This window comes from Aquimarina intermedia (assembly GCF_008124785.1).
GTDB lineage: Bacteria > Bacteroidota > Bacteroidia > Flavobacteriales > Flavobacteriaceae > Aquimarina > Aquimarina intermedia.
In genome coordinates this window covers 13,558-35,786 of the sequence record NZ_VNHU01000013.1, presented here as the reverse complement: position 1 = coordinate 35,786, position 22,229 = coordinate 13,558, and the positions used below count along the sequence as shown (strand labels likewise).

At 35.7% G+C, this 22,229-nt stretch carries 20 protein-coding genes; 7 read left to right on the top strand and 13 right to left on the bottom strand.

The window, feature by feature from the left end; genetic code table 11:
* The 5 genes from BD809_RS14690 to BD809_RS14670 all read right to left on the bottom strand — a co-directional run bounded on the left by BD809_RS14690 (position 1) and on the right by BD809_RS14670 (position 4,490).
* Positions 1 to 519 carry a DUF7935 family protein gene (locus BD809_RS14690; RefSeq protein WP_148783742.1) on the bottom strand — a complete coding sequence of 173 codons (519 nt, stop codon included), beginning with the start codon at positions 517 to 519 and terminating at the stop codon, positions 1 to 3.
* A 21-nt stretch (positions 520 to 540) separates the two neighbouring features.
* A complete protein-coding gene (locus BD809_RS14685) occupies positions 541 to 2,145 on the bottom strand; it encodes an FMN-binding glutamate synthase family protein (protein ID WP_148783741.1) in 1,605 nt (534 codons plus the stop codon).
* Positions 2,146 to 2,154: 9 nt separating this feature from the next.
* The gene (locus tag BD809_RS14680; RefSeq protein WP_148783740.1) at positions 2,155 to 3,447 is read right to left on the bottom strand and encodes an amidohydrolase; all 1,293 of its coding nucleotides are present in this window, start codon (positions 3,445 to 3,447) and stop codon (positions 2,155 to 2,157) included.
* Positions 3,448 to 3,451: 4 nt separating this feature from the next.
* Positions 3,452 to 3,988: a DsrE family protein gene (locus tag BD809_RS14675; protein WP_148783739.1), complete on the bottom strand. Its 537-nt coding sequence runs from the start codon at positions 3,986 to 3,988 to the stop codon at positions 3,452 to 3,454.
* A 214-nt stretch (positions 3,989 to 4,202) separates the two neighbouring features.
* Positions 4,203 to 4,490: a hypothetical protein gene (locus BD809_RS14670; RefSeq protein ID WP_148783738.1), complete on the bottom strand. Its 288-nt coding sequence runs from the start codon at positions 4,488 to 4,490 to the stop codon at positions 4,203 to 4,205.
* A 278-nt stretch (positions 4,491 to 4,768) separates the two neighbouring features.
* Between BD809_RS14670 and BD809_RS14665 the strand changes: the two genes are divergently transcribed.
* The 4 genes from BD809_RS14665 to BD809_RS14650 all read left to right on the top strand — a co-directional run bounded on the left by BD809_RS14665 (position 4,769) and on the right by BD809_RS14650 (position 8,932).
* Complete coding sequence (locus BD809_RS14665) at positions 4,769 to 7,093, top strand: ATP-dependent helicase (RefSeq protein ID WP_148783737.1); 2,325 nt, start codon at positions 4,769 to 4,771, stop codon at positions 7,091 to 7,093.
* Between the two features lie 26 nt (positions 7,094 to 7,119).
* The gene (locus BD809_RS14660) at positions 7,120 to 7,641 is read left to right on the top strand and encodes a GNAT family N-acetyltransferase (RefSeq protein ID WP_148783736.1); all 522 of its coding nucleotides are present in this window, start codon (positions 7,120 to 7,122) and stop codon (positions 7,639 to 7,641) included.
* 41 nt (positions 7,642 to 7,682) lie between these two features.
* Positions 7,683 to 8,231, top strand: a complete 549-nt coding sequence (locus BD809_RS14655; protein ID WP_148783735.1) for a hypothetical protein — start codon at positions 7,683 to 7,685, stop codon at positions 8,229 to 8,231.
* A gap of 80 nt (positions 8,232 to 8,311) precedes the next feature.
* Complete coding sequence (locus BD809_RS14650; protein WP_148783734.1) at positions 8,312 to 8,932, top strand: L-threonylcarbamoyladenylate synthase; 621 nt, start codon at positions 8,312 to 8,314, stop codon at positions 8,930 to 8,932.
* Between the two features lie 58 nt (positions 8,933 to 8,990).
* Here the strand turns inward: BD809_RS14650 and BD809_RS14645 are convergent, their stop codons facing one another.
* The 4 genes from BD809_RS14645 to BD809_RS14630 form a co-directional block, all read right to left on the bottom strand.
* Positions 8,991 to 11,072 carry a DUF5723 family protein gene (locus BD809_RS14645; protein WP_148783733.1) on the bottom strand — a complete coding sequence of 694 codons (2,082 nt, stop codon included), beginning with the start codon at positions 11,070 to 11,072 and terminating at the stop codon, positions 8,991 to 8,993.
* Positions 11,073 to 11,282: 210 nt separating this feature from the next.
* Entirely contained in the window at positions 11,283 to 12,149 is an 867-nt protein-coding gene (locus tag BD809_RS14640; protein WP_148783732.1) for an OmpA/MotB family protein, read from the bottom strand.
* 109 nt (positions 12,150 to 12,258) lie between these two features.
* The gene (locus BD809_RS14635; RefSeq protein WP_246131556.1) at positions 12,259 to 13,284 is read right to left on the bottom strand and encodes a glycosyltransferase family 2 protein; all 1,026 of its coding nucleotides are present in this window, start codon (positions 13,282 to 13,284) and stop codon (positions 12,259 to 12,261) included.
* A 120-nt stretch (positions 13,285 to 13,404) separates the two neighbouring features.
* Positions 13,405 to 13,854, bottom strand: a complete 450-nt coding sequence (locus tag BD809_RS14630; RefSeq protein ID WP_148783731.1) for a type I restriction enzyme HsdR N-terminal domain-containing protein — start codon at positions 13,852 to 13,854, stop codon at positions 13,405 to 13,407.
* Between the two features lie 26 nt (positions 13,855 to 13,880).
* Here BD809_RS14630 and holA point away from each other — a divergent pair, with 26 nt between their 5' ends.
* The gene (gene holA, locus BD809_RS14625; RefSeq protein ID WP_148783730.1) at positions 13,881 to 14,885 is read left to right on the top strand and encodes a DNA polymerase III subunit delta; all 1,005 of its coding nucleotides are present in this window, start codon (positions 13,881 to 13,883) and stop codon (positions 14,883 to 14,885) included.
* Between the two features lie 6 nt (positions 14,886 to 14,891).
* Here the strand turns inward: holA and BD809_RS14620 are convergent, their stop codons facing one another.
* Positions 14,892 to 15,497: a porin family protein gene (locus BD809_RS14620; protein WP_148783729.1), complete on the bottom strand. Its 606-nt coding sequence runs from the start codon at positions 15,495 to 15,497 to the stop codon at positions 14,892 to 14,894.
* 378 nt (positions 15,498 to 15,875) lie between these two features.
* Positions 15,876 to 16,328, bottom strand: a complete 453-nt coding sequence (locus BD809_RS14615; protein WP_148783728.1) for an Lrp/AsnC family transcriptional regulator — start codon at positions 16,326 to 16,328, stop codon at positions 15,876 to 15,878.
* Between the two features lie 203 nt (positions 16,329 to 16,531).
* Here BD809_RS14615 and BD809_RS14610 point away from each other — a divergent pair, with 203 nt between their 5' ends.
* Positions 16,532 to 17,782, top strand: a complete 1,251-nt coding sequence (locus tag BD809_RS14610; protein WP_148783727.1) for a cystathionine gamma-synthase family protein — start codon at positions 16,532 to 16,534, stop codon at positions 17,780 to 17,782.
* A 73-nt stretch (positions 17,783 to 17,855) separates the two neighbouring features.
* Here the strand turns inward: BD809_RS14610 and fumC are convergent, their stop codons facing one another.
* The gene (gene fumC, locus BD809_RS14605; RefSeq protein ID WP_148783726.1) at positions 17,856 to 19,253 is read right to left on the bottom strand and encodes a class II fumarate hydratase; all 1,398 of its coding nucleotides are present in this window, start codon (positions 19,251 to 19,253) and stop codon (positions 17,856 to 17,858) included.
* A 181-nt stretch (positions 19,254 to 19,434) separates the two neighbouring features.
* On the opposite strand from fumC, the gene BD809_RS15660 reads away from it, so the two are divergent.
* Positions 19,435 to 19,611, top strand: a complete 177-nt coding sequence (locus tag BD809_RS15660; RefSeq protein ID WP_170251900.1) for a hypothetical protein — start codon at positions 19,435 to 19,437, stop codon at positions 19,609 to 19,611.
* Positions 19,612 to 19,672: 61 nt separating this feature from the next.
* On the opposite strand, the gene BD809_RS14600 is transcribed toward BD809_RS15660, so the two are convergent.
* Positions 19,673 to 22,135 carry a TonB-dependent receptor domain-containing protein gene (locus tag BD809_RS14600; RefSeq protein ID WP_148783725.1) on the bottom strand — a complete coding sequence of 821 codons (2,463 nt, stop codon included), beginning with the start codon at positions 22,133 to 22,135 and terminating at the stop codon, positions 19,673 to 19,675.
* Between the last annotated feature and the right edge of the window lie 94 nt (positions 22,136 to 22,229).

Below are 22,229 nucleotides of genomic sequence, written 5' to 3'. Positions count from 1 at the left end.
TTAGATCAACTCGCTAACTTCTTTCTTAACAAAGGCTATTGCGGCATCACTTGGAGCGTCTTTTTGTAGTAAACTGGTAAGTAATTTTTCTCTTAATTGATCAGAAGTCTCAATCTCCTCATTCATCGTATTTTTTCTAATGGTAGCGATCGTTCCGTTTTTGGCAGCCTTAATAATGTCCCAGCAGTCTGCGGTTATGTAAATTTGCTGACTCAGGTTATGCTCAAATTCCTGTTCGATGGTACCAATCAGCATCATTTCATATCCCTTTTTATTTTGATCTATCGGTGAAATTCTGGTCAAAAGTTGGTTAGGAGAAATCCGTTCCAAGAATAAAACCATGCGTTCATATGCTTGTAATTTTACGGGTAAGGATTGATTTTGATTTTCCTTATAGATCTGATATTTACGACGACGGTCTTCATTTCTAAAATGTTGATTAAAAAAATAGATGGCTACCAATCCAACTATAAGTGAAGGAAGAATGGTAAGCAGAATGTCTAATACAGTAGTATTCATAAAATTAAAATAAGGGGTTTGTTAATAACGAATTTCTTTTTGATTTAGAAGGGCCGTGGCATTGAGTTCATTATACTCTCCACCCAAGTGCGGACAATCTCTCATGCTTTGTATAGTATCAAAGGGGACCTTAACTTTATTATAGCCGTACGTATTGGCCAACGGTTGTGTTAAGCTTTTGTCACCCAAATTTATGTCGACATCATCCATGGTCATTTCACATGGATGTCTATATCCACAAGCATGTGTAATCTCTAGAACTTCTTTCTTAAAGTTTTTGAAATAAAAACTTACACGTTCAGCTTTATCTTCAATATTGATTCCGGCTTGCATCCATTTATTTTGAGTCGCAATACCTGTCGGGCATGAATTATTATGACAAACTTTTGCTTGAATACAGCCTATGCTTAACATAGCTTCTCTTGCTACATTGATGCAATCTGCGCCCATTGCAAACGCCATCATGGCTTTGGCCGGAAAACCTAATTTTCCGCTGGCAATAAAAACAATACGATCAGTAAGTTCAAAATCTTTAAATAATCGATAAAAATCACTAAATCCATAAACAAAAGGCAGTGCTACATGATCAGCGAAACTTGGCGGAGCTGCACCGGTACCTCCTTCACCACCATCTATGGTAATAAAGTCTGGACCTTTGTCAGTTTTTTTCATCAGGGTAGCAAGTTCTTTCCATTGATCAATTTTACCTATTGCGGCTTTGATACCTACGGGTAGGCCAGTAGCTTCAGCAATTTGCTCGATAAAGTCAACTAACTCAGGAATACTGTTAAATGCGGAATGGTTTGGCGGAGAGAGCACATCCTTATTAAGGGGTACATTACGAATTTCAGAAATTTCTTTTGTGATTTTTGAGGCAGGTAAGACACCGCCTTTTCCAGGTTTGGCTCCCTGCGAAAGTTTGATCTCAATAGCACGAATCTGCGGGTTATCTTGAACGAGCTGTTTCATTTTCTCCATAGAGAAATTACCGTTATCATCACGCACTCCAAAATATCCGGTTCCAAAATGAAAAACTACATCCGCTCCATTTTTGTGATATGGCGATAAACCACCTTCACCCGTATTATGGTATGCAAAAGATTTTTTACATCCTTTGTTTAGAGACTCTACAGCCTTGGCAGAGAGAGAACCAAAACTCATGGCAGACACATTGATAATGGATGCCGGTCTGTAGGGTTTTCTGCGGTTATTGAAACTTCCCATAACTTTTGCACAAGGCAAAAAGTAAGGGTCTTTTTCATTAGGATGGTCTTTTGGAACTTTGTAAGGAATCATCGCATTATTAATAAAAATATATTGCGATTCATAAATATCTCGATCCGTACCGAAACCCTCATAATTGTTCTGGTTTTTGGCAGAGGCGTATATCCAACCACGTTCTATTCGATTGAAAGGCAGCTCCTCTCTGTTATTTGCAACGATGTATTGTCTAAGTTCCGGACCTATGCTCTCAAGCATATATCTAAAATGGCCCACCACAGGAAAGTTATGCGTGATTGTATGTTTTTTATTAAAAAACACATCTCGTATTGCGAGTAAAATAACACATAACAGCACCCATCCCCACCAAGGTATTACTGCAAGCAACTTTAAAAAATCATTCATACTATTGATTTATTCAGCGTTTAGATAATCTAAAGCCAATTGCGACATTGTTTTTACTCCAAGGAGTAATCCCTTTTCGTCAATATAAAATTCTGGAGTATGATGAGAAGGAGCAATTTTAGTATCAGCGGATTTGCCGCCCAAGAAAAAATAAAATCCGGGTACTTTTTCCTGAAAATAAGAAAAATCTTCACCTCCTGTAGTTGCTTTGGATGTAACAACATTTGCTTTTCCGGCTACAGCTTCTAAAGTAGGAAGCATTTGCTTCACCAGTTCCGGGTCATTATACGTAATCGAGGTGTTATTTTGAAAAGTAATGGTCGCTTCGCCACCGTAAGTTTTGGCAATAGCCGGCACCATTTCATTCATTCGCTTTATAATCAGATCTCTCATATTATAATCTAAGGTGCGTACAGTACCGATTAATTCTGCGGTCTCGGGAATGATATTAAAGCGTACACCGCTCGTTATCTTTCCGACGGTTATCACAGCAGCTTCATCGACTAATGGTGCTTCACGACTTATGATGGTTTGAAGGCCGTCTATAATTTTAGCAGAAATTAAAATAGGATCTACACCCGTCCATGGAGCAGAGCCATGTGTTTGTTTACCTTTTACATTAATAACAAAGCGTTCCACAGCTGCCATAGTACCTCCAACCTTGTATCGTAACATACCTACGGGAGTACCGGAGTTAATATGAAGACCAAAAATTGCATCTACATCGGGATTTTTAAGGACACCTTCCTTGATCATCAGCTTTGCACCTCCCTCTTCTCCAGGTGGCGGACCTTCTTCTGCAGGTTGAAAAATAAATTTGACCGTTCCTTTAATCTTATCTTTATGAGCGCTTAATATCTCGGCAACTCCCATCAAAATAGCCGTATGCGTATCATGTCCGCAAGCATGACTTACACCAACTTCTGTATCGAGAAATGTCGTTTTTACATTGGATTTAAACGGAACATCTGTACGTTCTTCTACAGGTAATGCATCGATATCCGCTCTAAGGGCCACTGTTTTACCCGGTTGAGAACCTTTGAGAAGACCCACAACTCCGGTTTTAGCTACATTTTCGGTAACTTCAATCCCTAAGGCTTTGAGATGGATTGCAATTTTTTCTGCGGTTTTAAATTCTCGATTAGATAATTCGGGATTTTGATGAAAATCTCTTCTCCAGTCAATGACTTTTTTTTCTATAGCTTCTGCCATAGATTTTATTTCTGGATCTATTTGTTGAGCGTTACTTGCAACTATGCAAAGAGCAAATAGCGTAAGGGTAGTGAGAACACGTAGGTTCATAGTATTAAAAATTTATGAGTCTGTAATCATTATTTTGTAATTGCACAAGGGCTGTCATTGCTGATAATGCCAATTGGATATCAGGAGACAGTTGGGATGGTTTGAGGTTTTTATGCGCCGCAGTTTGACCACAAAGTATCAATCGTACATTGTTTTGCTTTAAGACAGAAAGCAACTCGGTGTTTGGATTTGTACGTCCAAATTTTAACTGATACTCTTTGTCATTAAGTACATCAAAAGCAGCAGATCCATGAATGACAAGTGCCACTTGAATTTGATTTAGTGGAACCCCGGCTTCGGCGTGCATATTAACAAATCTTGCAGCCGTATTAAAAAGCGGATTCATTTTATCACTCGAATAGGATTTGCCGATATCAAATACAACTTTATAAGGTGCATTTATAGGCGTTTTGAAAGTTGGGGCGTCGACCGTAAACGTTTCGCCGTAATTTTTTATCACAGAACCTTTGTGTGCTTTTTGTTGGGCATATCCCGAAGCAGAGAGGCCTATTGTTAGTAATAGGAATGTTAGTTTTTTCAATTTTTTTCAATTTTGAATTCTAAAGGTATCTAAAATAAGTATCCTGAAAAAATTTAAAATTGGTTTTGATATGAGTCAGCTCGTTTTCAGGGCTCTAGTGTGTAACATTATAATAGTTGTTTTGGTTGATTTTGTTGAAGTTGAATGTTAAACCAAAACTCCCACCATCTAAATAAATAGATAGGGGAGTCAAATTCAAATTGGCAAGCTGAATTTAAGCGATTTTTAAAATCCGTTCCATCGGGATCACTGTAGATTCTTTGAGAATAACAGCTTTATCTGTAATTCCCCAAATGGTAGTTTCAACTTTTTTTGATCCTTGATCATCCATAAATAGAATTTTGACTTTTTGATGCTCTAGATTCCCTAAGGAGAGTGCACGTTGTAAATCTAGAATTCGATCAATTTGATCTTTGCGCTTTTTTAAAACTTCTTCTTTAGGAAACTTTAAAAATTTGATTTGTTCTTTCTCTACTATTGAAACGGGTTGATTTGGGGTCATAAAGTATATAATTAGGTTAGTATTTGTTGGGGCTTTTAGTCTTTAAAACTACATAAGCTCTGTACAAGATAATGTATTTTATCTTAATAATATGTTTTTTATCGTCTTTTTGTGTAGATAAATTTGTTGATAAGTAAGAAAAAACATACTTAAATTTGTAGGATTATCCTTGTTTTTCAACACGCGAACAAGATTTTGATTTTAGAAATTAGTTGTGAAAATCATTTAATAAGTTCTCGGGTTTCCTTAAATTTCGAACGATAAAAATTGATGACGGTTTGGAAGAATATATTGCTGAGTTAAATGATGCTCAACGTGCCCCGGTATTACAAAAAGACGGTCCTATGATCGTTATTGCTGGAGCTGGCTCTGGTAAAACACGAGTTTTAACCTATAGAATTGCTTACTTGATGCATTTGGGTGTTGATGCGTTTAATATATTATCGCTAACCTTTACCAACAAAGCTGCACGCGAGATGAAAAAGCGTATAGCAGATATCGTGGGACCCAGTGAAGCTAAGAATCTATGGATGGGAACTTTTCATTCCATTTTTGCCAAAATATTACGATTTGAAGCCGATAAGCTGGGCTACCCTTCAAACTTCACCATATACGATACACAAGATTCACAACGACTTATTGCTTCTATCATAAAGGAGATGGGATTGGATAAGGATATTTACAAGTACAAACAAGTGTACTCCAGAATCTCTTCGTATAAGAATAGCTTAATTACAGTAAAAGCATATTTTCAGAATGCAGAATTGGTAGAGGCCGATGCAATGGCAAAACGCCCTAGACTTGGAGAGATTTATGAAAAATACGTAGAACGCTGTTTTAAAGCAGGAGCTATGGATTTTGATGACTTATTATTAAAAACGAATGAGTTGCTGAATCGTTTTCCGGAGGTACTGGCAAAATATCAAAACAGGTTTAGATATATTCTCGTTGATGAGTACCAAGATACAAACCATTCACAATATCTTATTGTAAGAGCACTATCAGATAAATTTCAAAATATTTGCGTTGTAGGAGATGATGCGCAGAGTATTTATGCATTTCGCGGAGCGAATATCAATAATATCCTCAATTTCCAGAAGGATTATGATAACGTGCAGCAATATCGTTTAGAGCAAAATTATCGCTCGACAAATAATATAGTACAAGCAGCCAATTCAATTATAGATAAAAACAAAACGAAGCTTGATAAAATAGTTTGGACAGCGAATGATCCGGGACCTAAAATTTTGGTGAATCGTTTACTTACTGATGGAGATGAAGGACGATTTGTCGCAAGTTCTATATTTGAAAATAGAATGGAACATCAACTTGGTAATGGGCAATTTGCTATTTTATATCGTACCAATGCACAATCCCGTGCTATGGAGGATGCCTTAAGAAAACGTGATATACCGTATCGAATATATGGAGGTTTATCATTTTATCAAAGAAAAGAAATTAAGGATGTACTAGCTTATTTGCGATTAATAATTAATCCTAAAGATGAAGAAGCTTTAAAGAGAATCATTAATTATCCGGCGAGGGGAATCGGACAAACAACGGTTGATAAATTAATTGTAGCTGCCAACCACTACGAACGTAGTATTTTTGAAGTAATAGAACATCTAGATCGTATTAATTTAAAAATTAACAGTGGTACTAAGACGCGTTTAGAAAACTTCATGAATATGATTAGAAGTTTTCAGGTAACAAATCAAACCGCTGATGCATTTGTCTTGGCAGAAACAGTTGCAAAACAAACCGGGTTACTTCAAGAATTAAAGAAAGATGGTACTCCCGAGGGAATTGCTCGCATTGAAAATATTGAAGAATTACTCAATGGAATCAGAGATTTTGTTGAAGGTCAAAAAGAGTTAGCTGATAGCTCGGGTTCCTTAGCTGAGTTTCTGGAAGACGTAGCATTGGCTACTGATTTGGATCAGGATACGGGAGATGATGATCGGGTGGCATTAATGACGATACATCTGGCAAAAGGTCTTGAATTTCCGTATGTGTATATCGTTGGTATGGAAGAAGACCTTTTTCCATCAGGAATGAGTATGAATACGCGTAGTGAACTGGAGGAAGAACGGCGTTTGTTTTATGTAGCACTTACAAGAGCAGAAAAACAGGCCTATTTGACCTATACACAATCACGTTACCGTTGGGGTAAACTAGTGGATGCAGAACCAAGTCGTTTTATTGAAGAAATTGACGATAAATTCATAGAATATATCACGCCAATAGACACGTATCGTTATAAACCCTTAGTAGATAATGATATTTTTGGAGAAGTAGATAAGAGTAAGTTACGGTTGAAGAAACCAATTTCCGGATCGCCACCACCAGCGCATAAGCCGAGTGAAGAACAATTGCGTAAATTAAGAAAGCTACGACCTGCAGGAAACTCGGCATCTACTAATGATACGTCTATATTTGATGAGAATTTTGGTCCGGGTACCGAGGTGGAACATATGCGCTTTGGAAAAGGAAAAATTTTGAAAATAGAAGGAGTAGGTCAGGATCGTAAAGCCGAAATAAACTTTGAAAACGGAGGAATAAAGAATCTCTTGCTTCGCTTTGCAAAATTGAAAGTACTTTAATTTTTGCTTTTTAAAATTAGATACTTATGAAAATAGATAGAATTTTTTTACGAGAGATAGTATCCGATGATCTTCAAAATGTATTCCTTGGTTTATCCCATCCTGACGTTATTGAGCATTACGGTGTACATTTTGAAACTTTACAGGCTACTAAAGAGCAGATGATATGGTTTAAAAACCTTAAAGATCAAAATAAAGGAATCTGGTGGGCGATTTGTGACACTACCACTCGAAAATTTTTGGGAGCTGGGGGACTAAATGACCTTTCTCAGGAACATAAAAAAGCCGAAGTAGGTTTGTGGCTCTTAAAAGAATATTGGGGGCAAGGTATTATGGGAGAGGCGATGCCATTGATTTTGAATTATGCTTTTGATGTATTGCAACTTCATAGAATAGAAGGATTTGTAGATTCTGAAAATATGAAATGTAAGCGAGCATTGCAAAAACTGAACTTCAATTATGAAGGAACAATGGTTGATAGTGAAATTAAGAACGGTCAATTTTTCAGTGTAGATCTCTTCGCATCCCTCAAAACGAATAGAAAGTAAAGCTATGACTTGGATATATGGGATAATGGCTAAGGTATAAGATGAGCAGATTAAAACCAAAACTGATTATACTCTCAGATATTTGGGGTATTGTTACTGATTCTTGGATTGAAGGGTATCGTGATTTTCTTGAACCTTATTTCCAAATACAGCTACTCGACGTTCGTCTTCTGGGAGGTATCGATCTTTCTGTTAGCCAAATAGACCTATTACACGATCAATTTATAACCAAAGGTATTGCTAAAGCAGTTAACGAGTTGAGAACAATGGATACAGAGTATGTTCTTGCGTTTAGTATCGGCGGAACCATCGCATGGAAAGCTGTATTGCAGGGCTTGCAACTCCGAAACCTGTACGCAGTTTCATCCACACGTTTACGAAAAGAGCAAGGCCCTCTAAATTGTGATGTCTCATTGTTTTATGGAGGTCTGGATGCGAACATGCCGAATAGTCACTGGCAAAAAAAGTTCGTCAATCAACGTATTGAGTATCCCGGTGAGCGGCATGAATTTTATAGAAAACATCACTACGCCGAATTGATTACCCAGTATATCATCCGTAAGCTTTTGATGTCCAAAAACATTTCTTAGGTTGATCAAGTATTAATAAAACTTTAAAATTTACCAGGTTTTAATGAATACAAGTATCTTTAATGTAGAAATTAAAACTCATGGCAAAATTAATACGTATTTACGAAGATAATCCGAACCCTAAAGAGATTCACAAAGTCGTAGAAGTTCTTAAGGCGGGAGGTTTAGTTATTTACCCAACGGATACAGTGTACGGTTTGGGTTGTGATATAACCAATACAAGAGCGCTGGAGCGTATAGCAAGAATTAAAAATGTAAAGCTCGAAAAGGCGAACTTCTCTTTTATATGCAAAGATCTAAGTAACTTATCTGATTATGTTAAGCAAATTGATAATAGCACCTTTAAGTTATTAAAGCGAACATTACCCGGTCCGTATACGTTTATACTTCCTGGGAATAATAATTTGCCGACGGTTTTCAAAAAAAAGAAAACAGTTGGTATTCGTGTGCCTAACAACGCGATTAGTCTTGCACTTGTTGAGGCGTTGGGCAATCCTATTGTTTCCACTTCAATACGAGATGAAGATGAAGTAATAGAATATACCACCGATCCTGAACTTATTCTTGAGAAATGGGATAAATTAGTAGACATTGTAATTGATGGTGGATACGGCGATAATATACCTTCAACCATTATTGATTTGACGGAAGGAGATCCAATGTTAGTGAGAGAAGGCAAGGGGAGTACCGATATTTTTTAAAAAAGAAAAAAGCGCCTTTATCGGGCGCTTTTTTCTTTACTATTTTTGGTATGTGAGTTTATTCTTTTACCAAATTAATCTCTACACGTCTGTTTTGTGCTCTACCTGCTCTGGTTTTATTCGTAGCAATAGGGCGATCCTCACCATAACCAATCGCTGATAATCTAAATTGATCAATTCCGTTTTCAACTAGATAGTTTTTAACCGCATTAGCTCTGGCATCAGACAAACGTTGATTTAGTTTAGCACTACCTGCGCTGTCTGTATGACCTTCTACCGTAAATTTAGCTGTCGCATATTCTTTTAAAATACCGATGATATCACTTAGAACCTGATTAGATTCTGATTTGATAGATGATTTACCTGAGTCAAACAATATTGTTTTAGCGTACTCATTTAATGTCTTTTGAACCTCATCTGTAACTTCAGGACATCCGTCATTTGCAACAGTACCTGCGATAGTTGGACAATTGTCGTCTTTGTCTAAAACTGAATCTCCATCAGTATCAGGCCAAGGACATCCACCATTTTCAACCGGTCCAGCTACTTCCGGACACGTATCATCTTTGTCAAGTAAAGAATCTCCGTCAGTATCTGGCCAAGGACATCCCTTATTTTCTACGGGACCAGCTACATCAACACAGGAGTCATCCTTGTCAAGTACGGTGTCACCATCGGTATCGGGCCATGGACATCCAAAGTTCTCTTCCGGACCAGCAACTTCTGGACAGTCATCAACTTTGTCTAAAACACCATCACCATCTTTGTCTTTTAATCGACCTTGGTATACAGGAATTTTTAACCCTACATACATATCGGCAGCTTGTGATTCGTCAGAAATTAATAACGAGAGAATCGATCCGGATCCAACATAGAGAGGTCCGGCTCTTAAACCAGCTCCCCATTGAAAGCCACTGTGCTGCATCATACTAATAGGTGAGTAGAAACTAAACCATTTACTCTCGAATCTTGGTGTTAATGACAGGCTATTAGCTACACGACTCGTATTTTCCTTGTTTTTTGAAGTTAAAGAAAGATCAGAGTTTAAGTTCATGTAAAAGTGATTATTAATATTCCAATCTGCTGTTAGATGTAGCGCAGTTGGTAAAATTGCTTTGGTAACATTTTTAACACTAGTTCGTGTATAAAATCGTTGAAGCTTGTCTTGAAAACCATCAACGTTATCAAAATCATCCTCATTAACCGTATTGGTAATATCATAGATCTCTTCAGTGGCATCATCATACTTAAGTGCACCCAAATCAGTAACGGATAAACCAAATTTTACTTTATACTTATTAATGTCTTTGGGAGCATACGTATTTCCTTTACTGTCGGTGACCATATAACTTGCATGGTCAGGTCTCCATTCGTATACAAAACCTAAATCAAACGCAACACCATTTGCGCCACTTAAAACTTCGAATTCATCAAAATCATCTTCGACATTACTAGAGTACCCGTACGTTACTTCACCTGTGGTTGCAATACTACCCGTAGTTCCGCTTCCGTCCGCGTCGTAATCTATAGTTACGTCTCTACCACTGGCGTAGGCATTTCCTAATCCTTGCATATACTTAACCGAAAGACCTCCTTTTAAGAATTGTTGCTCTTTGTTCATAAGTATACGTGCATATGACACGCCAACTTCTGCCCAGGCATTTCCGGTAAGAAAAACATCCTTTTCGTTGATGTTAAAATCAGCATTGTTGTCAAAACCATCTTCAATACTTTCGTAGGTTTTACCATTCACCTCATTTACATTATAAAAAACACGAGCTCTGGAAAATACAGCAATCGAACTTTTTGAGTTTAGATTAAACATAAAGGATGGTCCCAATATATCAACATTACCCATAATATTGTTGTTATCACTAGGAGATTTCTTGCCATCATCGTCAAAATCAAATTCGCTATCAAAAACGTTGTCTAATTTTACAGAGTAGTAGTCATTACCTAAAAAGGCACTTACGCCAACTAAATTAATATCAGTTTTAAAACGAGAGTCTGCAATATTAGCCGGATTCACAATTACACTATTTACACCACTATAATTATCGGATAAAAATCCGATATAAGATTGTGCATTTGCTGCGATCGAGCCAAAAATCAGAACTCCGAAGAGTAATAAATTTTTCATTGGTAATCTTTTTTAGATTTGGTTAAAATTTTTGAAGCAGCAAATATATGTTAATAAATTTAACAAGTATTGATTTTATATTAAATCTGCCACGTTCTGATTAGGATCATTATCGGATGTAAAATTATAACTATTATCAAGTAAGGTTAATAACAAAAAAAACTGCTAAGAGAAATCTTAGCAGTTTTATAAAAAGTGATGTGGTTAGAATTAGTTACCTCCCTGAGAAGCTTTTTTCATACCATCTTCAATCATATTGTAGAATTGATCTAACTTAGGAAGTACAACAATTCTTGTTCTTCTGTTTGCAGCTCTGTTTTCTGCACTTGAGTTATCTGCAACCGGTACATAATAACTTCTACCAGCAGCAGTCATGCGCTTAGGATCAACTTTGAATTCGTTTTGTAAAACACGAACTACAGAGGTAGCTCTCTTAACACTTAAATCCCAGTTATCTAAAAGTACTTTGTTCTTGATCGGCACATTATCTGTGTGTCCTTCTACTAAGAACTCGATATCCGGCTTATCATTAACTACTTTAGCAACCTTACCTAATACGTTTTTAGCTTTCTCGGATACATTATAACTTCCGCTTCTGAAGAGAAGTTTGTCAGAAATTGAAACATATACTACTCCTTTTTCAACGTTGATTTCGATATCCTCGTCATTTAAGTTACCAAGAGCTCCTTTTAAACTAGTAACCAATGCAAGCGTTACAGAATCTTTCTTGTTAATAGCATCATTCATGGTTTTGATCTGTAGATCTTTTTCCTTGATACTTTCTAAAGAACGCTCTAAGTTCTCAGCTTCTTTTGTAGATAGGGTAGCTAAATTGCCAACATTATTTAACAATGCAGCATTCGTATTTTTAAGATTACCTACTTGATCCTGAAGAATTTTAAGTTCAGAAGAAGCACTTGCTTTTTCTTCTAAACAGCTATTTAGTTTAACGGTAGCTGTATTCAGTAAATCCTGAGTTTCTTTTTGTTTAGCTTCCATTTCAGCATATTTCTTTTGCGAGACACAAGAAGAAAGAAGTACTGCCATTGAAGCCCCAATAATCATTGCTTTTTTCATTAGAAAATTTGTTTTAGTCTTAAACCTGTTATAAAGCTCAAAATTATTAAAATTGTCCTCCAAACGTTAGGCATTAACAATAATTTATGTAAAGAGCAGATATAAATGGTTATAATTGGTTATAATATTTATGTTTTAAAATAAAGTACTGCCATACAACGGAGGAAACGGTAAAATATTTCTTTTGGATGGGGAAATTTTTTCTTTTTTTTCTAAAGGTGTTGAAATTTAAGTAAAAGTTGAAGTGCGCTTTAAGTATTGCAACAGCATGCTGTATTTTTCCTGATATTACAAATTGAATAGCTGCCAAGCCGTCCAGAAGCATCCTAATAAATAATACTAAAATAACCTTGGAGCCGCTACAATTTTTGACGAGATTAAACAGACTGTTTCTGAAATTGAGATAGGTTTTTTTAGGATTCATACTACTTAGTGTAGCACCTCCAAGATGGTATACGTGAGATTTACCTTCGTAAAAAATGCTATAACCATGATTTTTAATACGCCAGCATAGATCAATCTCTTCTTGATGAGCAAAGAAAGCTTCGTCCAATTTACCAACATCTTCAAAAATATGCTTGCGGACAAATAAACAAGCTCCGCTAGCCCAAAAAATTTCAACTGCATCATCATATTGCCCGATGTCTTCTTCAATTGTATCAAAAATACGTCCTCGACAATAAGGATACCCCAATTGATCAATATATCCGCCGGCAGCTCCTGCGTACTCAAAATAGTTTTTTCGTTTATAATCCAGAATTTTTGGTTGTATGGCAGCTACCTTCGAATTCTGTTGAAATCTTTCTATTATGGGCACTAACCAATTCTCGGTAACTTCGACATCACTATTTAATAAACAATAAATATCGGCATCAATATGTTGTAGCGCATCATTGTATCCTTTAGCGTAGCCACCATTTTCAGTGTTTCGAATGATTTTAATGTCTGAATAATGTTGCTCCAAAAATGGTATTGAATTGTCAGTCGAGGCGTTATCAGCAACATAGATGGATGCTTGCGGAGAATGTTTGTATACTGAAGGTAAAAATTTCTCCAAAAGGTGTACACCGTTCCAGTTGAGAATAACTACTGCAGTTGTAAGGGTACGTATCGATTCGGGTGATGTAGTGGTCAAGATTGTGTGGTTATAAATTTAAAACAAATATAAAGGAAAGGTCACAACTAACTAATATATCTAAATGATACTAAACCAGTAAGTTATAATAATCAGAAGTACTTTATGCTAAACAATTCGTCAAACGTTACTGTATTCTGGTATATCGTTTAAAAAATGATACGTTTGCTCGTTATATCTCATTTGACAATAAAAATGATGCAATCCATTGGTAATCATTAAATAATTTGCATTCAGTTCCAGGTTGTATTGTGCGATTTGATCAAAAACGCTTTGAGTAATTGGAATAGAATTCGCTTTACATTCCACAATCAAATGAATACTGCCATCAGAATTAAAGACCACAATATCATAACGTTTTCTTCTTCCATTTAGCAAAATCAATTTTTCTACATTAATCAGGCTTTGAGGATATTTTTTTTCATGGATTAAGTATGCTACTGTATGTTGTCTTACCCATTCTTCGGGGGTAAGGGTGACAAATTTTTTACGGATTCTGTCAAAAATGGAAATTTTATTTTCGCTATTTTTGAATCGAAATTGATATGTCGGAAAGTTTAAAGAAACCATATCACAAATTTGAGGAATTTTTCTGAATGGAAGAAGTAAAGAAAATTGTTAGTGATATTAAAAAAGGTGCAATCAAGCCTATTTATTTTTTAATGGGTGAGGAGCCTTATTATATTGATAGAATTTCAGAATATATTGATACCAATGTGCTGGCCGAAGAGGAGAAAGGTTTTAATCAGATGGTGTTATATGGTCGCGATGTAACGGTTGAGGATATTGTTTCCAATGCAAAGCGGTATCCTATGATGGCAGATCGACAAGTCGTTATCGTAAAAGAAGCTCAAGATTTGTCGAGAACGATCGAAAAATTAGCTACCTATGCCGAAAATCCACAACCTACTACGGTGTTGGTTATTTGTTATAAGTACAAGAAAATTGATAAAAGAAAGAAGCTTTACAAAACAGTTGCCAAATCGGGAATTATTTTTGAAAGTAAGAAGTTATATGAAAATCAAGTAGCTGATTGGATAAAAAAAGTATTGGCGGGAGCAAAATATGTTATTGATCCTAAGGCTTCTCAAATGTTGGTGGAGTTTCTTGGTACTGATCTAGGAAAAATAAGTAATGAACTGGATAAGCTTAAACTGATACTTCCCAAAGGTTCTCAAATCACACCTGATCATATCGAACAAAATATAGGGATAAGTAAAGATTTTAATAATTTTGAATTACGTAAAGCAATAGGTTCGAGAAATGTTTTAAAGGCGTATAGAATTATTAATTATTTCTCACAAAATCCTAAGGATAATCCGTTAGTAGTAACAATCTCTTTATTATATAGTTTCTTTTCTCAGGTTTTGCAATATCATGGATTATCAGATAAGTCTCCAAGAGGCGTTGCTTCAGCCCTAAAAATAAATCCATATTTCGTAAAAGATTACACTGAGGCGGCTCATAATTTTCCTATGAAAAAAGTCAGTAGTATAATTAACCTACTGAGAGATGCAGATGTTAAAAGTAAAGGAGTAGGTGCTGTAAGTTTATCGCAAGGTGATATTTTAAAAGAGTTATTGGTTAAGGTTTTTGCGTAATTGCTTCTAACATTGACATACCTTACCATCTGTTAGTCGAAAAATTAGACCAATATTGTATTGAAGATAGTTACTGGCTAATAAATTCTGTGATCCGGGATAAAATTTGGCTAAACCCTGAAGATTTAAGCGCATACGCTCAGAAAGATAAATGTTAACACCAAGACCGGCGTTAACGATAGTTGCTCTTTTGCCATCAAAGACGCTAATTCCGGCCCCTGTAGTTAAGTAACCTTCGTACATGGCTCGGTAAGTATATAACCAATTATTCGTAATATAATATTTGAAATTCGCGTCTACAGCATAAAATGTTCTTTCTTCGTCAAGTATTTGTGCATTGACACGTTTTCCTGCCAAAAAACTATTATGACTTAACATTAGAGAGATACCATAATCGTCGTGATATCGCTTTTCGATAGAAACAGAAAGTGGAGCACTGTAATTATAATTTTCACTAAAATTAAATTTACCACTTAGTCCCGTTCCAGAATCATCGATTATATTTATACCAGCTCCTAAAACCCAAGGATTATCTCGCTTATGATATTGTGCGTATAGCGAACTATGAAGGCAGATGGTAATGAGTAAAAGATAAACTTTGTTAACTTTCATTGGTGGTTGATTAGATAATTTGTGTGTTTTCCTAAAACAAATGTAAATCATAATCAATCGATACCAGAGCGTGAAGAGATTCGTACGAAAAAGTAAATGTTACTAAAAACTTAAAATATCAGTTGGATTGGAAGGCAAGTTATAGCGATCAGGAGCGCAAATCAAACATCTATAAAAAAGAAATTAGTGTAGGTTTGTAATAAATTCGGCATACTCCAACATCGATTAAAATAAAACACAAATTTCATTCTAAAGTTAAATCAATTCATAACGCTATTCTTTACGTTAACATTTGCTTAGATGTTACGGCTTTATATTTATAGATACTTTAACTAAGGATGTTTAACACATTTTTAAGAAAATCATCATAAATTGTAATCACAATGGTAAATGGGACAATGTTTTTACTTCAGTCATAACAAACGAGCTCTGTACTTTGCTTATATTTTCCAGAGAAGCCAATTTGTTGGAGAGAAACTGCTGATATTCTTCCATATTCTTAGCATATATTTTTATTAAATAGTCAAACATACCCGCAACATGATAGCATTCTACCACCTCAGGAAACTGTTGTATATCTTTTTCAAATTTTTTCAGAAAATCTGTTTGATGTAAATTTAAGGTCACATTACAAAATATAATAAGTTGAAGATTTACTTTTTTGCGATCAACAATCGCTTTATAAGAGGTAATAAAACCCTCGCGTTCTAATTTTTTAACCCGTTCGAATATGGGGGTAGTTGTTAAGTTGAGACGCTCGGCAATTTCTTTAATTGTTATTTTACCGTTTTTTTGAAGTAAAAGAAGTATTGCTTTGTCCGTTGCATCCATAATTTTATTCTAAAATTGTGACAATATAATCAATTAATCAGCAAAATTAACTATTAAGTTTATTTATAAAGAATTATATTCTTTATTTATCGGTATTTCGGTTTATTATTCTGCAAAACCGTACTTTGAACGGGTATTTAAGGCCGGATTTTCGAGCTGCTATAATTTAAATAAAGAGAACAGATAATAAACTACTATAAAAAATGAAAGACCATAAATTTAACCCTGAAAGTTTAATGATGACTTACGGCTATAAGCCCGAATTATCAGAAGGATCGATAAAATGTCCAATTTTTCAAACCTCTACTTTTGTATTTAAAACTGCCGAAGAAGGAAAGGCTTTTTTTGAATTGGCATACGGCTTACGTGAAAAAGACCCTACCGAAGAATTGGGATTAATCTACAGTCGTATTAATAACCCTAATTTGGAAATTTTAGAAAATCGTCTTTCCTTATGGGATCAGGCGGATGGTTGTGCCGTTTTTGAAAGCGGAATGTCTGCTATTAGTACAGTGCTCATGGAATTTTTAAATCCGGGAGATTTACTGGTTTATGGTAATCCGGTATACGGTGGTACGGATCATTTTATTCAACATTTTCTGGATAAAATTGGGGTGCATACATTGGCTGTTTTTCCAGATCAGGACATGGATGAAATTCGTAGTATGATTGAGGCTACCGGTAAAGCTGATAAATTAGCTATGATTTATTTGGAAACTCCGGCAAATCCAACAAATGATATCGTAGATATTCAGGATTTTAGTGAGTTGGCTGCTTCGTACAGCACAGATGATAAAAAGGTTTTGTTAGCTGTAGATAACACGTATATGGGGCCTTTATGGCAACATCCCTTACAATGCGGAGCAGATTTAGTAGTTTATTCTGCTACAAAATATATAGGAGGACACAGTGATTTGATAGCAGGTGCGGTTTTAGGAGGAGCAGAGGTAATGCAACGTGTTAGGGTGCTAAGAACATTTTTAGGAAATATGGTGAGTCCGCATACAGCTTGGTTGTTGCTACGAAGCTTGGAGACCTTAAAGATAAGAATGGATCAACAGACCAAAAATGCACAAGAGGTCGCTTCTTTTCTAAACAGTCATGATAAAATTGAAAAAGTTCATTACTTAGGATTATTAGCAAAAGGGACACGTCAATATAATATTTTTAAGAAACAGTGCTCTGCACCGGGAGCTATGGTTTCTTTTGACATCAAAGGAGGTGAGAAGGAGGCTTTTAAATTTCTTAATAGTTTACGATTAATGAAACTGGCTGTCAGTTTAGGTGGAACCGAGAGTTTGGCTGAGCATCCGAAAACAATGACCCACGCAGGAGTAGAAGAGGAGCACCGTAAAAAACTTAAAATATCAGATAAATTGGTTCGTTTATCTATCGGAGTAGAAAATCATGAAGATATTATCTGGGATCTAAAACAAGCTCTGGATAACGTATAGTAACTAGTATTAAAAGTAAAAAGCATTCTAAATACCACGTTTAGACTGCTTTTTACTTTTAATTACTAAGTGTTTATTTCAACTCACCTACCATGTTTTCAGGTCTAACCCATTGGTCAAACTCTTCTTCAGTAACATATCCTAAGGCAACAGCCTCATGTTTCAAAGTTGTACCATTTTCATGTGCTGTATTTGCAATTTCTGCAGCTTTATAATATCCGATTTTGGTATTTAACGCAGTAACAAGCATAAGTGAGTTGTTTAATAACTCTGTAATTCTCGCTTGATTTGGTTCAATACCTTGCGCACAATGCTCATCAAAAGATACACATGCATCACCAATCAATTGAGCACTTTGTAATAAACTTGCAGCCATTACCGGTTTGAAAACATTCAATTCAAAATGTCCTTGCATACCGCCAACACCGATAGCAACATCATTTCCTAACACCTGAGCACATACCATTGTTAAGGCTTCACACTGTGTAGGGTTTACTTTGCCTGGCATAATGGAACTTCCTGGTTCGTTGGCCGGGATGATTAATTCTCCGATACCGCTTCGTGGCCCAGAGGCTAACATTCGGATATCATTTCCAATTTTGTTCAATGCAACTGCCAGTTGTTTTAAAGCACCATGCGTTTCAACAAAAGCATCATGGGCTGCCAAGGCTTCAAATTTATTCTCTGCTGTGATAAAAGGAAGACCCGTAAATTGGGCAATAAATTCAGACACTCTTTTAGCGTATCCCTTAGGCGTATTAAGTCCGGTTCCTACAGCTGTACCACCTAGTGCAATCTCTGCCATATGTGGCAACGTATTTTCTAACGCTTTAAGTCCGTGATCCAATTGAGAAACATATCCGGATAATTCTTGTCCGATAGTTAATGGTGTAGCATCCATAAAATGCGTACGTCCAATCTTAACAACTTTTTTAAAGTCTTCAGATTTTTTCTTTAGCGTATCTCTTAATTGAGTAACTCCCGGAATGGTGACTTCTACTAATTTTTTATAGGCAGCAATATGCATTCCGGTAGGGAACGTATCATTGGAAGATTGTGACTTATTTACATCATCATTAGGCTGTAATGTTTTCTCACCTTCTCCAATAGTTTTACCAGCTAATTGATGGGCTCGGTTAGCTATCACTTCATTCACATTCATATTACTTTGCGTACCAGAACCGGTTTGCCAAATTACTAAAGGGAATTGATCATCGTGTTTTCCCTCTAAAATTTCGTCACAAACCTGAGCGATTAGATCTCTTTTTTCGATAGGTAAAACACCAAGTTCACAGTTAGTAAAGGCAGCTGATTTTTTAAGGTAAGCAAAACCGTAAATAATTTCTAAAGGCATGGATGCAGGAGCTCCAATCTTAAAATTATTCCTTGAACGTTCTGTTTGTGCGCCCCATAACTTATCTGAGGGAACTTTTACTTCCCCCATGGTATCTTTTTCTATTCTAAAATCCATAATATGCTGATTAATTTTTAGAGTGCAAATTTAAGAATTTGTTACACTAGATGTTTAGAAAACTGGTGATTATTCGTTTTCAATGATTTTATTTTGGATAGACCGAAATATTTTGAAGTAATTTTATGAGATAAACTGAAGAGTTACTATCTTTGACAAAATTGTAAATTACTATAGCATTATGTTTGAATTTGATCAATACTTAGGTTTTTTAGCTTTTTTAACCATTCTTACAATAGGTTTTTGGTTAATGATCTTCTTATTAACCTTTGTAGTACCTTATTGGATCTTTGGAGCAACAATTGAGAATTTTAAATTAAAGCGAGAAGAAAAGCGAAAAGCTAAAGAAATGGCATAATTGTTATTTAAACTATATTAAAAAAGGGAAGTCCAATAGGCTTCCCTTTTTTACATTATAATTATCCTTCAAATTCTTCTTCTCCATTACCATCTCTAGCAGGTCGCTCGCGTTTTTTCTTTTGATTAAAACGATAGGTGAACGAGATATTAAAACTTCGCTCTCTCCATTGAAACTCGCTATAGGATTCAAAAGTATCAGTAGTGGAGGTTCCTGAGCGTTTTCTGGAATTGAAAAGATCACTAACATTAAATGTAACAGATGCTTTTTCTTTGAAAAGATCTTTGCTAAAAGCCATATTCGTACTCAATATTCCTTCATTTTTACTTTGAGCAGTTTCGCTGGGACCCCTATAAAACAAACTTGTTTGCCAATCAATTTTTGCAGGCAGTGTAATTTTATTACTAAAACGGGCAAACCAACTGAAATTGTCGTTATCAAAATTGACCCCTTCATACGTTCCACGGGTATTGTCTTGAAAAGCATTAAAATTTGCGTTCATTCTCCATTTTTTATTGGGATTATAAGTAACTGTGAACTCAAAACCATAGCGATCTGCACTGGCTAAATTTATTGGTGTTCTACGAATTACGGGAACCACGGTTTGTGAAGTATCAGTATTAGATATGACAGTGGTTGTTCCGGTATCTTCTGATATAAAAGTAAAAATCTGAGTCGAATGGTTATAGTATAGCGAAGTGTTTAAAGTTACTTTACCCATACGATTGAGATATCCTAAATCAAACGCATCTGCATAACTGGGATCCAAATCAGCATTTCCTTGAAATACATTCGTAATACTAGAGCGTGAAGGAAACGGATTGATGAACCTTGATCGGGGTCTCCTTAGTCGACGATTGTACCCTAGGGTCAAACTTTGTTTTTCTGTCAGTTCGTAACTTAGATTAATAGTTGGAAAGAAATCTAAGTAATTTTTTTTACTGTAGTCTCCACTAGTGGTTTGATCAATAGTTATTCTGGTCTCTTCTAGACGAAGCCCCAACAAAAATGAAAAAGCATTGATCTTACTTCCGAATTGAGAATAAAAAGCATTCACATGTTCTGTGTATATCAAATTATTGGAGACATCGGTATCAACAGTAACTTCTCCATTGACTTGATTGCTTACGAGATAATCAGTAGCCAACGTGTTAAAATTACCACGATATCCTAATTCAAACTGACTTTGCTCTCCTATAGGTAATACATAATCACTTTGTAAAAGGATGCGATCCTGATCTTCAATAGTATTGACAAGTTCAATTGCAGAAGTATTGTCCTGTGTGATTGCAGAATTTTCTTCTTCTATATTATTTTCAATCTGAAAGTCAAAAGTTAGTTTATGCCCGGATTTTTTAAAGTTTTTGACATAGTTTAAAGAATATTGTTTGGTGATATCGTCTTCTAATTCTGGATCAAAACGTGTATTCCGGTTTAAAATATTACCATCACTGTCAGGTTCTACGATAATATTAGTGGTATTGCTTTCATTATTACTATCGCGATATAAAAATGAAGTGGTTACTGATGAAGTTTCATTAACATACCATTCAACGCCGATGTTTGTATTAAAACCTTTACGAATTCTATCAAAATCCCGGGTTTCGTTTAAAAACGAATCAGGTAAATCTTCTCCGGTAGCTGGATCGATATTAAAGTATCTTGTTTCTGTAAGAGAATTTCCGGGAACTTCGCGATAGTTGTATCCAGAAGTTGTAAAAAAGTTGAAGTCACCTGTTCGATAATTTATATTTCCCGAAGCACCTGCTTGAAAGGGATAGCCTGAATTGATCGTTATCGCGCCATTGAGTCCTTGCAATTTGCTTCTTCTCAAAATTATATTCAGAATACCTGCAGTGCCCTCTGCATCATATCGGGCAGAGGGTGACGTTATAACTTCTACACGCTCAATAGATTCTGCTGGTAGCTGACGTAGAGCCTCTGTGCTATTCAATCCAACCAAACCCGAAGGTTTACCATTTATTAAGATTCTAACATTGTCATTACCACGTAACGCAACATTGCCTTCTACGTCTACAGAAACCGAAGGAACATTGTCAAGTACATCACTTACGGTTCCTCCACTTACAGTTAAATCTTTACCAACATTATATATTTTTTTGTCTAAACGAATATCCACAGTAGTTTTTTCGGCGATAATAACAACATCCTCCAAGGATTCCGTATCCAAACGTAACGCTACTGTTGGGAGGGTGGTGTCTGCAAATAATTTCCTTTTGGGTAGCGTAATGGTTTTAAATGAAATAAATTCAATAGTAACATCGTACAACCCTTTAGGAACCTCTATATTGAAAGCTCCGTTTTGATCAGTGATTCCTCCCGTGATAATTTTTTGTTTTCGTGGACTATAAAAACTAATTGTGGCATATTCTAGAGGTTCACCCGATATTTCATCAACCACTTTCCCGGACACTTGAATAGTGTTCGTTGAAGGTTGTGCATGTAGGAAAGTTAAACTTAGAAGGCAAAAGGCAGTTGTTACCAGTAATTTGATTTTGGACATTTTTTTTGACCATTTGACCAGCAAAATGCCACCAAGGTTTAACTTGAAAAAGTTAAGGTCATGTTAAAAACACTACAGTTTATTTAAATAGATC